12 protein-coding genes are annotated in these 17,129 nt (G+C 33.7%); 6 read left to right on the top strand and 6 right to left on the bottom strand.

The window, feature by feature from the left end:
• Positions 1-135: 135 nt before the first annotated feature.
• Together era and ETSB_RS06395 are read right to left on the bottom strand one after the other, a co-directional pair.
• Positions 136-1,080, bottom strand: coding sequence for a GTPase Era (era, locus tag ETSB_RS06400; protein ID WP_044107667.1), 945 nt, complete (start codon positions 1,078-1,080; stop codon positions 136-138).
• 62 nt (positions 1,081-1,142) lie between these two features.
• Positions 1,143-1,613: a CYTH domain-containing protein gene (locus ETSB_RS06395; protein ID WP_044106981.1), complete on the bottom strand. Its 471-nt coding sequence runs from the start codon at positions 1,611-1,613 to the stop codon at positions 1,143-1,145.
• Between the two features lie 1,643 nt (positions 1,614-3,256).
• On the opposite strand from ETSB_RS06395, the gene typA reads away from it, so the two are divergent.
• Together typA and ETSB_RS06385 are read left to right on the top strand one after the other, a co-directional pair.
• The gene (gene typA / locus ETSB_RS06390; protein ID WP_044106980.1) at positions 3,257-5,050 is read left to right on the top strand and encodes a translational GTPase TypA; all 1,794 of its coding nucleotides are present in this window, start codon (positions 3,257-3,259) and stop codon (positions 5,048-5,050) included.
• Between the two features lie 1,254 nt (positions 5,051-6,304).
• Complete coding sequence (locus ETSB_RS06385) at positions 6,305-7,051, top strand: TIGR00297 family protein (protein ID WP_044106978.1); 747 nt, start codon at positions 6,305-6,307, stop codon at positions 7,049-7,051.
• Between the two features lie 441 nt (positions 7,052-7,492).
• Here the strand turns inward: ETSB_RS06385 and ETSB_RS06380 are convergent, their stop codons facing one another.
• Positions 7,493-8,593: an NAD(P)/FAD-dependent oxidoreductase gene (locus tag ETSB_RS06380; RefSeq protein WP_044106977.1), complete on the bottom strand. Its 1,101-nt coding sequence runs from the start codon at positions 8,591-8,593 to the stop codon at positions 7,493-7,495.
• A 669-nt stretch (positions 8,594-9,262) separates the two neighbouring features.
• On the opposite strand from ETSB_RS06380, the gene ETSB_RS06375 reads away from it, so the two are divergent.
• Positions 9,263-9,445 carry a hypothetical protein gene (locus ETSB_RS06375; RefSeq protein WP_145972247.1) on the top strand — a complete coding sequence of 61 codons (183 nt, stop codon included), beginning with the start codon at positions 9,263-9,265 and terminating at the stop codon, positions 9,443-9,445.
• A 681-nt stretch (positions 9,446-10,126) separates the two neighbouring features.
• The gene (locus ETSB_RS06370; RefSeq protein ID WP_044106975.1) at positions 10,127-10,567 is read left to right on the top strand and encodes a hypothetical protein; all 441 of its coding nucleotides are present in this window, start codon (positions 10,127-10,129) and stop codon (positions 10,565-10,567) included.
• A 903-nt stretch (positions 10,568-11,470) separates the two neighbouring features.
• Here the strand turns inward: ETSB_RS06370 and glmU are convergent.
• Positions 11,471-12,832, bottom strand: coding sequence for a bifunctional UDP-N-acetylglucosamine diphosphorylase/glucosamine-1-phosphate N-acetyltransferase GlmU (glmU, locus tag ETSB_RS06365; RefSeq protein WP_044106974.1), 1,362 nt, complete (start codon positions 12,830-12,832; stop codon positions 11,471-11,473).
• A 325-nt stretch (positions 12,833-13,157) separates the two neighbouring features.
• Positions 13,158-13,547, bottom strand: a complete 390-nt coding sequence (locus tag ETSB_RS06360; RefSeq protein ID WP_044106973.1) for a hypothetical protein — start codon at positions 13,545-13,547, stop codon at positions 13,158-13,160.
• Positions 13,548-13,695: 148 nt separating this feature from the next.
• Here ETSB_RS06360 and queA point away from each other — a divergent pair, with 148 nt between their 5' ends.
• Positions 13,696-14,781 (top strand): tRNA preQ1(34) S-adenosylmethionine ribosyltransferase-isomerase QueA, encoded by a 1,086-nt coding sequence (gene queA / locus ETSB_RS06355; protein ID WP_044107665.1) that lies wholly within the window; start codon positions 13,696-13,698, stop codon positions 14,779-14,781.
• A gap of 379 nt (positions 14,782-15,160) precedes the next feature.
• Here queA and ETSB_RS06350 read toward each other — a convergent pair whose 3' ends face one another.
• Positions 15,161-16,531, bottom strand: a complete 1,371-nt coding sequence (locus ETSB_RS06350; protein ID WP_044106971.1) for an AAA-like domain-containing protein — start codon at positions 16,529-16,531, stop codon at positions 15,161-15,163.
• Between the two features lie 245 nt (positions 16,532-16,776).
• Between ETSB_RS06350 and ETSB_RS09995 the strand changes: the two genes are divergently transcribed.
• Positions 16,777-16,932 (top strand): hypothetical protein, encoded by a 156-nt coding sequence (locus ETSB_RS09995; RefSeq protein ID WP_171816424.1) that lies wholly within the window; start codon positions 16,777-16,779, stop codon positions 16,930-16,932.
• Positions 16,933-17,129: the final 197 nt, after the last annotated feature.

Below are 17,129 nucleotides of genomic sequence, written 5' to 3'. Positions count from 1 at the left end.
TTAGCAACACGAATACACAAATTTTTAGTGGAAACATATAGAATTTTTTATACTATATTTAAAGTAGCTAAGAATAAAAAATTTGAGATAAAGATGTAATTTTTAATCACTTTTTATTTTCAGAAAAAACAAGATTTAAGATTCAAACCGATAACCAAATTCTGACAAACATAGACTTGATTGTCGCCATTTTGGTTTGACTTTTACAAAAATTTTTAAATAAACTTCTCCCATGATTAGTTTTTGTATTTGTTCTCTTGCAGCACTTCCTATGGCTTTAAGCATATTCCCCTTTTTGCCAATAATAATCCCTTTTTGTGAGTCCCTTTCTACATTAATTGCAGCGAAAACACAAGTTATATTAGAAGTTTCTTTAACTTTTTCAATAACAACTGCAACAGAATGAGGAATTTCTTGGCTAGTTTTATGTAATATTTGTTCTCGAATTAATTCCCCCATAATAAAGTGTTCAGGTTGATCAGTAACTAGATTTGGTGGGTAATAATAAGGACCAGGAGTAAGGTGATTTATCAATGCCTTTTGTAACGGCTTTAATCCTTCTCCAGTTAAAGCTGAAAACTTAATAACTGGCCAATCATAAGGTAGAGCTAGAGTTAAATAACTTTTATCTAAAAGATGGTAATCTGAGGGTTGTTTATCGGTTTTGTTAAGTCCTAAAATAACTGGGTTAGGAGAAGTTCTTAAGAGTTCAGCAACATAGTGATCACCTCCTCCTGCTGGAACAGAACTGTCAACAATAAAGAGAACAATATCAACAGAGTTAATTGCAAATTTAGCATTTTGTACTAGAATTTTTCCGAGTTGATGGTGAGGTTTATGAATTCCTGGAGTATCAACTAAAATAATTTGTGCTTCTTTAGTGGTTATAATTCCTCTTAAGCGGTTACGAGTAGTTTGGGATATAGGAGAAGTAATGGCAATTTCTTTCTCTACTAATTGATTCATTAGAGTTGATTTTCCCACGTTTGTACGACCAATAATCCCAACAAAACCAGACTTAAATCCTGCTGGTGCAGTTGGTATAGTTGATAGAGAAATAAGGTCAGATTCACGATTCATTTGAGATATAAAAAAACGGTAAACAGCTAATAGCATTATATCTAACAACTTGTTATAAAAATTTATTTCCAGATTGAATAAGGATGTTTGGCTAAATTCACATTATAAAATCTTAAATCTTGGGTTACCTCTTCACCAATCCAAGCTGGCAACTCAAAATATTGGTCCTCAGAACTTAATTCTACCTCCGCTAAAATTAATCCTTCATTTTCTCCTTGAAATTCATCCACTTCCCAAACTAAATTTTTTAAGTGTATTCGGTATCTAATTTTTTGAATCAAAGGATAATCACATAGATTTTTTAATATTATTTCTGCATCTTCTAAAGGAATAGAATATTCAAATTCTTCTCTAGAAAATCCTTTGGTTTTTGCTTTAAATGTTAAGAAAGCACAATCCTCCACAATTCTTATCCGAACGGTAGTCATTTCATTTTGGGTTAGAATATACCCCTGTCGATAGATTTTTCCTTGTCCCCAGGAGCGCCAAGCATCTCCCTTAACTAAAAATTTGCGCTCAATTTCAATAGCCATAGAATTAAAATTTTTTCCTGATATCAATTAACAAGTAATGTTTGACAAACGATGATAATTTAATTATTCTACATTTTTTATATAAATATAGTTTATCTTTGTGAGCCGGGGAGGAGATTAAGATCATGTTCAATAAGTAATTTTGATTGTTGCTAGATCAGCGATTATAGCGGGTTTCAAATAGGTAACTCATGATAACAGCAGTTGAGTAAACTAGCCAGTTATATTCTTAGCGTTTGCTAAACCAATCGTTTTGTTGATAGCTTAATTGAGATTCAGGAAATTGCAAGATTCTTTAGTTAAGCAAGATTTATTATTTTTTCTATAGTAGGTTTTAACGGAATTAAAAATAAAAAAATTAGAGTATACAGATATAAACTCTACTCCTATATACCCTATTTTATTTCTATATTTTATTTTTTTTATAAACCTGTAAATCATTTATATATACATAAATTTATGGCTATATTGATAGCATTAAAAGTTTGTTATTTAAAATAATTTTTTTTTGTTTTTAATTCACATAAAAAATACATTAAAAATACTTATACAATAAATACTTTAATCAAAAATAATATTTTTTCCTCGATTGTTGAAATATTTTCCATAACCTCTTTTTCCTTGAGGTTGCCTAAATATATAAGTATCGTCGAATATTTATGTCTTAAATGGTAAATTTTATCTATGTAAACTTCTTAATATATGATGTGTTTATTCTCAAACTAAATTAAAATATAGTAATAAGCTATTTATGGTGGTAATATAAACTTTAATCACTATTTTACTGAGTAAGCGAGGACTTAGTTTTTGTAAAAAAACATCATGATATTATTCATGCAATTGTTACACAATATTAAGTTTTTTAGTCTCAATTTTTTAAAAATTTCTTTAGCTCTGAATAAATGGTTATATACATTATATCTAATGAGACAATTGACAAGACTTAAATTAACTTTAAACACTCTGCTAGTTGTAAAATTTTATTGATTGATCTTATTACTATTTTCTATGATTTCAATGGAACTATTTATGAAATATATCTGTACTTGTTAGTACAACTAATATTTTTAGTATTCTTTACTTTAATCGATTGAAATTAAAGTCACTACATTAAAAATCTTCTTCATTAAACCGAATTAGGTATTTAATGCTATATATGCAAATTAATTAAAGGGATTAAATTCAACATTATTTAGTTTAAATAAAAAGCTAAATAAATTTTATTTTTAGGTTATTTTTTTTATATTAATCTATTGTCAATAATCAAACTTTATATTATATTTTAAATTTTTATCAAGAGATGTTGTACGTGATTATTTATCCTTAACAGATTTGTCAGTTTAGAATAATTAAATATTTTATTTTTTAAAATATTTATACTAAAGTTCGTTAACAACTATTTAAGTTATCTGAAATATAGCAGCAGATGCAAAAAATTTTTTCCCTAAAGAAGCCATTATTCTCAATAATAAAGCTCTATTATTATGTCTCTTCTTCATCCTAATTAATTAGACTGTAATTTATTGCCGATTGCTTATTGTCTATTTCCTAAAACTTAGCCGACTGCTACTATAATCATATAAGCTAGAGTAGTTAATAAATCTATAGTAACATTTCTAAACTTTTTTACCATTTCATTATCTATGTCTCTTCCCATCCGCAACGTTGCTATTATCGCCCACGTCGATCACGGTAAAACCACCCTGGTTGATGCTCTTCTCAAACAGTCCGGTATCTTTCGCGAAGGGGAAGAGATCCCAGACTGTGTAATGGACTCCAATACCCTAGAAAGGGAAAGAGGAATCACCATTTTGTCAAAGAATACAGCAGTTCGCTATGAAGACACCCTGATTAACATTGTAGATACCCCTGGTCACGCAGACTTTGGAGGAGAAGTAGAACGGGTTTTAGGGATGGTAGATGGCTGTATTTTGATTGTAGACGCTAATGAGGGTCCGATGCCCCAAACTCGTTTTGTTCTCAAAAAAGCTTTAGAAAAGGGGTTACGTCCCATTGTGGTCGTTAATAAAATTGACCGTTCCCAAGCTGACCCTAATATTGCTGTAGATAAAGTCTTCGATCTGTTCGTAGAACTTGGTGCAGATGATGATCAATGCGATTTTAGGACCCTATTTGCCTCGGGTTTATCCGGTTTTGCAAAAAATAGCTTAGAAGATGAAGAGGTAGACATGAAACCGCTATTTCAAGCAATTTTGAACCATATTCCCCCACCGGCTGGCGATCCGACTAAAACCTTACAATTGCAAGTTACTACCCTCGATTATTCTGAGTATCTAGGGAGGATCATTATTGGTCGCATTCATAATGGGGTGATTAAAGCAGGTCAACAAGCTGCTTTGATAAAAGAAGACGGCAGTATGGTTAAAGGAAAAATTAGTAAATTACTCGGGTTCGAAGGGCTGCAACGGGTAGAACTTGAAGAATCGAGTGCTGGTAATCTAGTGGCAGTGGCTGGATTTGCAGATGCTAATATTGGGGAAACTTTAACCTGTCCCAATGAACCTCAGCCTTTACCTTTAATTAAAGTTGACGAACCTACCCTAAAAATGACCTTTTCTGTCAACGACTCTCCCTTTGCTGGACAAGAAGGAACTTATGTTACCTCAAGACAAATCCGTGATCGCTTAATACGAGAATTAGAAACCAATGTTGCTTTACGAGTTGAAGAAAACGAGTCACCCGATAAATTTGGGGTATCCGGACGGGGAGAATTACACCTCGGTATTTTAATTGAAACCATGCGTCGAGAAGGTTATGAATTCCAAGTCTCCCAACCCCAAGTTATCTATCGGGAAGTAAATGGCCAACCCTGTGAACCCTTTGAATATTTAGTCTTGGATATTCCTGAACAAGCAGTTGGTTCTTGTATTGAACGCTTGGGAGAACGTAAAGGGGAAATGAAAGATATGCAAACTGGAATCAACGGACGGACTCAATTGGAATTTGTGGTTCCAGCCCGAGGTTTAATTGGGTTTCGTGGAGATTTCATCCGTATATCACGGGGTGAGGGGATTATGAACCATAGTTTCTTGGAATATCGTCCCATTTCCGGAGATTTAGGAACTCGTTACAACGGAGTGATTACTTCTTTTGAAGAAGGAGTTGCAACATTCTATGCTTTGAAAAACGCCGAAGATCGCGGTATCTTTTTTATCACTCCTGGAACCAAAGTGTATAAAGGAATGATTATTGGAGAAAGTAACCGTCCTCAAGATGTGGAATTAAACGTCTGCAAAACTAAGCAATTGACCAACCATCGTTCTGCGACTGGAGATGAATTAATCCAATTGCAAGCCCCCGAAGAAATGAGTTTAGAACGGGCATTAGAATATATTGGGGCTGATGAATTAGTAGAAGTAACGCCTGAATCCATTCGTCTACGGAAGGTAAAAACTCAAAAATTAGCCAAACGCTAAATTCCAAACTTAAAATAATCTAGGGTGGGCGATGCCCACCTTTTTTGACCTAAAAACTTTAATGTTATATTTAGGGATACGTGTTTAAATATATGGCACAAAAGCAATTGTTATTAATTTATAACAAATAATCATTGAAGAAGTGTATCTCTTTTTTAAAGAGACTTCTAATATAGAATTAGCCCAACAATAGTATACTAACTTATATCGGCTTATATCAAAAATTATGATCAAAATAAGTTAGTAAATTAGTGCTATTGCTATAGATAGTATATTAAGACCAGTGCTACTTTATTTTTTTAAAAACCCTCTATTGACACACCTGTTTTATAGGATAAAAATGCTCTTGGCAATTATTTAAACCTTAGTCTTATCTCTAGTTTTAGCAAACTAGCTTAATAACTATTAATGTAAACTAAATTAGTTGCAATTTATATCGATTTATATTGCATATAAAATAAAAATCCCTAGCTATTATATTCCCTTGACAATTAAAGATTATGCATAAAGTTTATGTTGCTCTAATTAGCCCAAATAATTAAATTCAGTTATTTATTTTTTGTTTCTAACCGAGAATAGTATCAATAGTAACAGTTAAATCAGCTTATAAATTGTCTAGTTTATAGAAGAACAAATAGTATTGCTAATTTTTTAGCTAGTGAAGTTAAACAATCAAGATAAGCTGTTGTATTTTTGGGGTCTATTCTCGTACTAAAATCACTAGGTATAATCCGCATTGAGGATTATTAATTATAAATTTAAAGCCATAGTTTAGCAAATTCATGGTTAATTAGTCATGCTTAAAATACAGAAGGTGTAGTATCAAAAAACTTTTTTAATGATGAAAAATTTTAACTCATAAAAATTAAGTAACCTAATTTTTATAAAATAAACAATAATTTAGACTATTATCTTCTCTTAAAATCTATAAAATGTTTTCCAATTAATTATACTAACCTAACTTATGACCTGGAATTTAAACCTGATAATAAGGTAGAATTTCCATAGAGATTGCTTTTAGTGATCTCTCAAATAAAGTAGGTTGTTAAAAACTGCAGTAATTTGAGAGATTGCTTTAATTTAAGTGAATACTACCGGAGGGTACTAAAAATAAACAATGAAACTTAAAGAAAAATCAGAGAAGGTTATTTAAATGTTTCAATCTTATTTTCTATTTAAACTGAAGCCGCTTATAGAAAAGCTTTGTTAGCAAAAAAATTTAAATCCGATTAAATTAATTAACTCTTAATTAAGATGGAAATTGCAAACCCTTGGTTCATTGCTAATGGTCTAAATTCATTTTTAATCATCATTGCCTTCATTGTACCTAAAAAATTATTAACTACTGCTGGATACCTCCATGCTTGGGTATTAGGGGTTTTAGTTTGGGGAACACTTGGATGGCAAGGTTACACCGTCGTTATGTTTTACTTCTTAATGGGTTCAGCAGTAACCCGCATTGGAATAACAGAAAAAGAAGCAGCAGGAATTGCTGAAAACCGCTCAGGAATACGAGGTCCAGAAAATGTTTGGGGGTCAGCATTAATAGCTATACTGTGTGCTTTGATGACTTTATCTTCTGATTCTTCTTGGCAACAATTATTTATCTTAGGATATGTTGCTAGTTTTAGTACTAAACTTTCTGATACAACTGCTTCTGAAATAGGAAAAGCTTATGGGAAAAGCACATTTTTAATCACTACCTTAAAACCTGTGCCACGAGGAACTGAGGGTGCCGTCAGTTTTGAGGGAACTTTAGCAGGAGTGATTGCTTCTGGGGTAATTGCTTTATTAGCTTGGGGGATTGGCTTAATTAATCTAGCAGGAGTGTTTTGGTGTATTTTCTCTGCTTTTATTGCTACTAGTTTAGAAAGTTTAATTGGGGCAACTTTACAGGAAAAATTAGACTGGATGACTAATGAAGTTGTTAATATTTTAAATACTTTTATTGGAGCGTTTGTCGCCATTTTTGCCGCTTGGGGGTGGAGTCAGTTTATTTAACGTTTGTGTGATCATGAGTATCATTCATAGCATTTAATTTGTCTTACCTATACTTTTGATGGTTATAAAATTGGTTCTGCTAGGTTGATTAGTATAAATTACTAGCCCAATGTCATAACAATAAAGTTATATTTTTGAAGTTGTTGAATCTAATATAATTTTCAGAATCCGTAAAGTAGAGAATCAAATTAATTAATACAATACTTTTTTGTTTATATTATATAATTTTATTATTTAAGAATATAGAGGTTAATTGTATAATTTTAGGTTATTTTTTCACTTAATAAATTAAAATCTACTTCTACTACTTAACCATCGATACTAATTTCAGTCATGAAGGCTCTTAAGGTCAATTATTATTAATAAAAATTTTAAACAAACAAATAAATATTTCTCACTTTATATTCACTTCTCTTAAAGCGTTAGTTTTACATGATAAGCTCAGCCAAACCAATATTCTCGAATAGCTAATGCGGTTGCTGGTGCTAATAATACTCCATTACGATAATGTCCCGTAGCTAATAAAACATTATTATAATGAGGCAATTCTCTAATAACTGGAGCAGGTTCACCTTGAGGACGAGGACGTTTTCCAAACCAAGTTTTTATGACTTTAGCATCTTGTAAAAGAGGACAAAAACTAATTGCTTGTTGTTTTACTTTTTCTAACAATTCTGGATGTGAAATAATCTCTCCCATTTCGTCAGGAAACTCTACCGTTGCACCGATCCAATATTCCCCATTTCCTAATGGAACAATATGAACATCGTTTCCTGTGATTACCGGTTGAAAGTCTTTATTTCCTGGCAGTTTATCGAGCTTAATGTGCAATGCTTGACCTAAAACGGGTCGGATGTCTAGAGGCTGACTAGACGTAATGGTCAAGGGAGTTGCTCCCAACCCAGCAGCTATAACTAACTTATCGATTTTTAAATTACCTTCTGTGGTTTGAATTTCATAACATTGGTGTAAATTTGAGTCCTTTAAGGTATCATAAATAATATTTTTAACCTCAATCCCAAACTTACATTCAACCCCGTTCATAGAAGCTCCTTTAACTAAAACTCGTGTTAATTTTTTGGGGTCAATTTGTAAATCTTGAGGTGAATAAATTGCACCAATAATCCTAGGATTATCAATGTGGGGACATTTTCTATTTAGAGTTTTTTGATCCCAAATTTCCAAGTCATAACCTTGAGACTGACGAATTGTTATGAGGTTTTCCCATTCTCCTATCGGTTCTTCTGCAAATCTTAACATCAAAATTCCTTGATGATTAACAGGAATATTTTGTTTAGTGAGGATTTCTAATTCAGAAATTAGAGTTTTGTAGCGTTCTATACTAGTTTGACGAAGTTTCCAGCCTCTTCCCTTTGTTTTACGGCTAAGAATTCCCATTAAAACCCCTAATGCTGCTCCCGTAGAACCTAAAGCAGAAACTTGTTTATCAATCAAGGTAATTCTCAACCCTTTAACTAAACTCAGTTCATAAGCAATTGCTGCTCCGATAACGCCTGCTCCAATAATAGCTATATGAATCATTTTTACTCAAAAATAAAGGACGAAGTTAAGATTTAAATAGTATAAAAAAGTGATTAGTATGTCAACAATTAAAAAGGGATAACCGACTACTATGAACTGTTAACTATTAACTAACTTAACTACATTGAGGAATCAGAAACAAGAACGTATCAAAGTCCTGAACAGCCTGATAGTATTGGTTTTGAGCGGCTAATCTATTAAGATTTATAGCTACCGACGTATTAATCTGTTCAAAATGATTAAAAAACTGCTTAACTAGACTAAAAGCAGTTTTTTGTTACTTGGGCAACAAAGAATAGTGTAAATTATTCATCTGTTGCCCAAGTGTGCTTTAAGGTCCATGAATATAAGTTCGGGTATCTATCCAATCTGGGTCAGAGATGAAATCTTTTAAAATTGATATTTTTCCTACGCTTCTGTAATCGGTCCAATCAAAACTTGCAGTTGCTCAATTTTTTATAAGGGATCAGGTGGTGAGAATAGACACTTGAAGACCACTGTAACTCACTAAAAAACGGTCACGAGCATCAAGACCATCGATAAAATCGACTTAATACTTGACATCATTCTATTACTTTTCCCAATAATTTAGATTTTTTATCAAGTCTAACGGCATGAAAAGTTTACAATTGGATTGCTCACTTCTTGCATCCAATGTTTTTAGGAATAGTGTTGAGCCTCATCGGAATTGAGCAATCCCACGATAAACCAGCCGCTAAGCTTTCGGAAACCTTTGAAAATAGTCAGGTAGCAGCCATCCCTCAAACAATTAAGGTGACAATGACCCCAAATATTAACCTTTTTTCGAATAGCCATTATTGTGGTGATCAGCAAAGACCGTCCCAAAGCTGAACTTTTATGGTTGTCAATGTATTGCCAATTTTTTATCATAAACAATAAACTTACTTCTTTTATCAAGATTTTAATTGATAATTAGAATATTTTGAATTATTAAATCCGCTAAAAGAGTAATCTCCTACTGTTTCATGATCTATGGTAATTTTACGGTAGATGACATGGGAATATTCAATATGATCAGACAATCAATTATCCTAAGATGAGCAAAGGCATATTATGTTCCCACTGAGACTAGAAAATCTTAGACGATGTATAGATAATTGCTTAGGATCTAAGACTTCAATAAACACTTATAACGCCTAACTATAAGTCTGGGGAGTATAGGTAAACTCTCCCCGTCTAGCATGGCATATTTTCTAAACCTAATTTAATCAGGGGCTTTTATTTAGAAACCTTTTTGTTGCTAGCTGAGTATAGTTGGAAAGTCATCCATCGAGAAGAATAACAGAGGGTTTTTTCAGTATCATTAGGTTGGGTAAACCTCCCGATAAAATTACTAAGGAAAACCAATTGTCAGGAAATGCTCTGTCATAAACTTTTAATTTTTTTGTTTTTATCTATATAAAAAATTATTAAAATCCTGGCATAGAATAGAGAAAATTTATTCATTAAATTTATCATCTAAGACCGAATTAAAACCTGTTGATATATCTGTATGTAAGAGGAGATTACACTATGAACGCGTCGGAAAAAGCACAAGGACTAGAAGTGGCTACTAAGATTGCAGTCATTGTCCATCTATTTGAGTCGTATTTTCCCGATGCGAAAGCAGATCTTAAACCTTGGTATAATGATCCTGATACCATTGAATTAGTCGATCCCAATTCCATTGACATTGGGTTTCATTTACCTGGATGGAGTCCCCGTTTCCAAAGTCGTAGTCTGTTGGTACAAATTCGTTTCCATCAAGATTCCCTAGATGACTCCGAAAAATTAGTTGGAGTCGATACAGCTGCGTTTAATCATCAAGGCCAGACCTGGCGACTGTCAACAGTGTATGATTGGCAATTCGAGGGAGATTATCAACCAGCTGCAGATGTAGAAGAAAAACTTAAATGTTTCTGTCGTCAAATATTTGAGTTATTTAATCAAAATGATAAAATTCTGCCTTCATAATCCTTTGAAAGAAAACTAATTCCTACACTCCACAAAAGCTATAGATTTTCTCCCCTTAAGCAATTTTCCGACACCAGGATGTCACAGCAATAGAATTTTTACTTTTTAGCTTTGCATATTAGTCAACTTAAACTAATATGCAAAGCTAAGTAAAGTTTTTAAAGAGTTATTTGATCTAGATAATTTATTTTTTATTTGAATTTGTTTTGTACTGCTTAAATCATTAAAGGCTACTTACTTAATATTATTAAGTTAATGAACTAGCAAGATAATAATTTTTAAAAAGATTAAAATTTTTTAAAAAAATAACAATGATTCTTGAAAAACATGGACTTAATCATGTTAGTTGCGCTATAAAAGTCAAGTAGAAAAGACAAAGAAAGTAGTATTCACATATTTTTTGCCTACTTATTTACCATTCTTACTCAAAAATTTACAATTTTTGAGTAAGAATGGTAAATAATAAAAGAAACTAAATTAGCCGGTAGTATGCTAGAAGATAAATACGAATTGATGATAGCAGTGATAGACGCCATTAAATCATCTTCATCATTGAATAGTTTAGAAGTGAAGAGATTTATTATTTTTAATAATAAATCCGGCAAAGTCGATTAACTAAAAATCAAACCAAAAAGACTAACTCTTATTCAACCAGGTAGAAGTGACTGTCAAACTTACACTTATCAGTACCCATAGTATATTCATTTTAAGCTTTGTTTTAGTTTATTATGCTAGGATCCTTTTGTATTTTTTTAGAACAGATTAACAATCTACTTACTTTCTTCCAGTTTCTTGAAATTGTATTGTTTATTGCGGCTCAACGACTTATAAGTAAAAAGTCGAACTTCTAGTTTAAGTAATTTTATGTCAGTTATTATTTATCTCATTGAGAACAATAAATTACTAATTTTTCTTTTTAATACTCATTTTCCAATCCTTTATAATTCGCTGCCGTTTTCGAGCAATGACTAAAGCTTGATCGGGGACATTATCGGTGACAACAGACCCCGCAGCTACAGTGACATTTTCCCCTAACGTCACTGGAGCAACAAACACACTATTCGCTCCGGTTTTTGTTCCATCACCAATAATGGTCGGATGTTTTTGCACCCCATCATAGTTAGCAGTAATTGTTCCGGCCCCCACGTTAACCCCTTCTCCTAACGTTGCATCCCCCAAATAGGAAAGATGAGCCACATTGGTTTTTTGTCCGATGATTGACTTTTTAATTTCTACAAAATTGCCAATACGAGAGGACTCTCCCACCCGAGCTTGACCCCGCAAATGTGTATAGGGTCCAACACGACATCCATCGGCTACTTGACTATCAATGATGACCGAGTAGAGTACTATTACGTTTTTACCAACTTTACTATTTTCAATTAGAGTTCCTGGTCCAATGATACTTCCTTTCCCAATAATAGTATCTCCCCTTAAGTGACTTTGGGCTTCGATCACAACATCAGGTTGTAATTTAACGGTATCGTCAATAGTGATACTATCAGGAGCAATCATGGTCACTCCTTTAGCCATCCAATAATCTTTAATACGATTTTGAAGGATATCATTGGCAATAGCCAATTGTTTACGATCATTAATCCCACTAATCTCAAAATAATCTTTCACATCTACTGCCATCACAGGAGATAGATACTTAACCACATCTGTTAAATAATATTCTTCTTGATCATTATTAGAAGAGAGTTTTGGCAGCACTTCGGCTAATTTAGGCCAATTAAAACAATAAATACCTCCATTGACGCGATGGGTTTGTTTTTGGGCGGCGTTACAGTCACGATCTTCCACAATTTGTCTGATTAAATTGTCACCATCACAAAACACTCGTCCATATCCTTTTGGTTCAGGTAAATGGGCTGTGAGTAATGTAGCAGCATTACGATGAAGTTTATGAATCTTGAGTAAATTTTCTAACGTTTCAGGCCTTAATAAGGGCACATCTCCATTTAAGACTAATAAATCTCCGGTAAAGTCTTTTAAACAGGGTAACAATTGTTGAATAGCATGGCCTGTGCCTAATTGTTCTCTTTGCTCAATAAATTCTAAGAAGCCAACCTGATGCAATGACTGTTGAACTAGTTGAGCTTCATAACCTACAATGACGAGTTTTTTAGATGGATTGAGCAGACAACAACTTTCAAGTACCCGTTCTACCAATGAACGTCCCCCCACTTGATGAAGTACCTTAGGAAGGTCTGACTTCATTCGTGTTCCACGTCCTGCTGCGAGAATTGCTACGGCTATCATTACTTTTCTAGTTAATCAATATTTCTGGGTGGAGTATACCGTGTCATGAACCATTTTGTTTCTAATTAATAGGAATGGTTTTAACATCTTCACACGCCGAAAAACAGGAGTAACTCCTGAGCCTCATAATTCTATATTTCTGCTTCAACAAAACCGCCTCTACTTGTTATTGTCTGCACTATCAGTTAATTAGGTTAACTGGACTTTATTCTAAAAGCTGTCTTAACTTAAATATATTGTCTTGGATGGGTTGCTTAACCTACGTGACACTCTAATACGAAGCCATCGTTCTAGGAAAGGATTCCTACCCAAATTTCCTGACGAATTAAGCTAAAGTTTCTGGGCAATAACCTAAGCCTTTAGTGAACTGTTGCCGAAATGCCTCAATGTCATTAGTATCTGGAGATCCGTGAGAAACAATAGCCACTTGATAACGACGCATGACATCAATGGGAGATTGTCCCGTTTCTAAACTCCAGAAGACCATTTGAAGACGTATTTCAAGTTCGTAGGGGATACCGATTTCATTCATAAATGCCTTAAAGTTCCCGTGTTGGTAAGGAGTTAAAGGCTGTTTAAACTTGACCCTAACGATCCAACCATTAATTTGATGAATAACTGTCATCGAACAATATGGCCAGTCATTTGTCGATTGTAAGTATTCGATGACCCGTAAGGTTAAGCTTGCGTTACCAAGAAAGTAAATATAGTCCATTGTTTCTCTCTAAGTTATCTGCTTAATTAATTATCCTACGTCTTCTAGGGTGACAATAATCCAACCAATTTTCATAGGGGACTCTCCCCCCATTTTAGACGTTTTACAATGGGGGGAGAGTCCCCATCTTCAGATTTTTGTTTTCCCTATGACTGATGACTATTTATTATCGAGTTACGATTATCAATTGCCACCTGAGTTGATTGCCCAAAAACCTGTTACCCCTAGAGATAGTTCTCGATTATTGGTAGTTAATTGCTTGACGACTCAAGTTCATAGTGTGTTCCGAGAGTTACCTCAGTGGTTATTACCAGGAGATTTATTAGTGCTCAATGATACTCGTGTCATTCGGGCTAGACTTTATGGACATAAACCGACAGGTGCACCTGTTGAGATCCTGCTATTAGAGGAAAAAGCCCCTTTCTGTTGGTTGGCTTTGGTTAAACCAGGAAAATGCTTTAAAGTTGGTTCGGAAATTTGGTTTCCCGACTCTCCAGAGAGAAATACAAAAAGCCCCGTTTATTTAAAAGCTAAGGTACTTAAAGTTGATTCAGCAACAGGGGGAAGATTATTACAGTTTGAGAGATCTTCACCGGACTTATTTTGGCAAGTGATTGAACACTTGGGAACAATTCCTCTACCTCCTTATATCACCCGTTTTGAAGATAACTTCGATCTTTATCAAACCGTTTATGCTCAAAAACTTGGAGCGGTGGCAGCTCCCACAGCAGGATTACACTTTACCCCAGAGTTGTTACAAAGATTGACTGATAAAGGAATTGCTCAAGCTTATGTCACTCTCCATGTAGGAGTAGGAACATTTCGTCCTGTGGAGGTGGAAGATATTTCCCAACATAATATGCATTCGGAATGGGTGGAAGTACCCCAAATTACTGTGGATATGATTGCTAAGACAAAAAAGAATGGGGGACGGGTGATTGCAGTAGGAACAACGGTGGTTCGATCTTTGGAAGGGGCAGTACAAATAGCTAAAACTCAAGGTAAACAAGAGTTAGTAGCATTTCAAGGCAAAACTAATCTATTTATTTATCCTGGGTATTCCTGGCAAGTGATTGATGGAATGATTACAAATTTTCACTTGCCGCGATCAAGTTTATTAATGTTAGTGAGTGCTTTAATAGGACGAGAACGATTGATGAATTTATATCAAGAAGCAATTGAACAGCGTTATCGATTTTATTCTTTTGGAGATGGGATACTAATTATAATCTAGTAAATTAAAGCTGACGGTTAATTTTGTAAATTAGTAACTAATTTTACAGATAAAATACTTAAACTAATTTAATTCTTTAACAAAATTGCCAATTTGAATATCTTATTTTAAGTGAACTTATACATCTATACAATTTAACTCATTTGGGATTTTTAAGAATATTTTTTTTATTAGTTTTAGAGATAGCTTTTCTTGAAATCCTTGGAGTTTTTGTGATTGTAAGCACAAAAAACTATAAATATGTCCTTTAAAGAGGAGGAGCATAAATGAAAACACAAATAGTCTTTTAAAAAGCTATATATTGAGAAATAGTTGGTATTTGTACCGAGTATCAGAAGAAGCAGAAAAATTAATTGATACTATTCAATAAAATTAGAGTTTAAAGATTATCCAGAAAATAGCTATGATATAGCTTGCAAGTGGGCTGGGCTTCATCTCCAACTAAATTAATTAGTCCCATACTCTCTAATTTATAAGCTACAGATGGTTCTAGCTGTACTCCCATTTCAGTTTTAACCACTTGTTTCATAGCTTCAGCTAATCCAGGAGAAGATTGTAAATTACTCCAATGACGGCGTAAATGCGCCCCATAAATTCCTCCTTGGGTCGAGGCTTCTTCTAAGAGTTTATTTTGAGGAATATTCTTATAGGTAAGGGCATCAAAAGCAAGACGAATTAAATAGGGATGTCCTCCTACCATTTCAATTAAATATTTAGCAAACTCCTGTTGTTTTTTATCTTCTGACCAGCTAAATCCATAATATTTAGCCAAAGTTAATACCTGTTCTAGATTAAACCCAGGTAATTTAATCTGTCTGCCTACATTAAAAGGAGATTGATTGGCGTCAAGTTTGATATAAACCTCTGTAGAATTAGCAATCACTAAACGAAGATTTTGCCAAATTTTTAAATTGTTAGCTTCTTCATGCCAATAGCGAAGCATAGGTAAAAAATCTTTAGCAATATCGGGATATTCAAAGATGCGATCAAGATTGTCTAAACCTAACGCTATAGGGCGGTCAATCTTTTTTAACAAATAACTTTGAAAATAAGTTTTACAACTTACTAAACTACCAAATAATTCCTCATCCCAATAATCATCGAGTTCAGGTTTAAGGCCTAACTCTCTACTAATGTTCGCACAAAACCAGCGAAGAAATTTATCTAAGGTGGTAAACATTGCCCCTTCTGCACCACGGAGATTAAGATACACCTTGTAACAGTCATAAGCTTCAGCATAGACGAGAATAGTATTAAGAAGAGATGTTTTTCCCATTTTTTCAGGGGCTTTAATCCTAATTAACGCACCAGGTTTAAGAATTTCTTGGCAACTATCTACTTCAACCGGAGGACGTTGAACATAGATAGGAGAGTCAACTTTTATGCACATTTGGAGATCAATTATCGAAAGACTTGAAAACGTTGGCATTGCTGAGGCTTGTTTCCAATCAGGATATTTAATATCTTTGAGCCATTCTCGTAAAACTTGAAACTTCCCAGGACCTTTACTACGAGGATCCAATTCAGGACAACCATTAGGCTGATCATTGGCAAAACAACTGTAGAGTTCGGTCATTTGTTTCTTGTATGTCTCATGACTGGCTGCTTCAGCTAGTTCCCAAACCTTTGTATCTGGTTTACGCCAATTTTCATAAGCAAACCGAACTAAAAAGATTTCTCGAAGTCTTCCTTTGAGATTTTGATCGATGGCTACTTCTTTGAGGAATTGATCCCAGCCTTTTGGTTTCATGGCGATTGCCTTAAGAATATTAAATCTAGTATTTACATTGGCAACAATAGCCGTTAGTATCAAGTGTAGTTTTTAATACATACTTATTCCCAATTCTACTATTTTCGCTTTACTTCCATGTTGCTTAGCCTTAAAATTCAATCGTGGGACTGACATTCAATGTGAGGCGTTTTATCCTAAAAGTGAAGGATTAAAGATACTCAAAACTAATTCAATTGGTGTGAATGACCAGGAGAAAATTAACTATGAAACCTATCAAATGTCAATTATTTTGGGGAACCGCCATCGTCTTGCTCACCATTGTTAGCATAGAAACCATAGCATTCGCTATCCCTCATATTATGCCTGGAGATGTAATTACTAACAATGATTGTGGAGGAGACAAGGATGACGAATGTTAAAAAATTTCGCAACTCCTGAAGTGTCTACTCAAGAATATTTATCAAAAAGCTAGGTAAATTCCTGGCTTTTTTCCTAAGTTATTTCAGCAAGGTCAAGATCTTGATGAGGTATTTTTTCCTAGTTTGGCTTATAGGAGTTGCACATTGCATAAATGAGCTCAAAATGATTGATCTTAAAAAGATTTAGCTCTCGCTAG

This window comes from cyanobacterium endosymbiont of Epithemia turgida isolate EtSB Lake Yunoko (assembly GCF_000829235.1).
Classification (GTDB): domain Bacteria; phylum Cyanobacteriota; class Cyanobacteriia; order Cyanobacteriales; family Microcystaceae; genus Rippkaea.
This window is presented reverse-complemented; position numbering and strand designations above follow the sequence as displayed.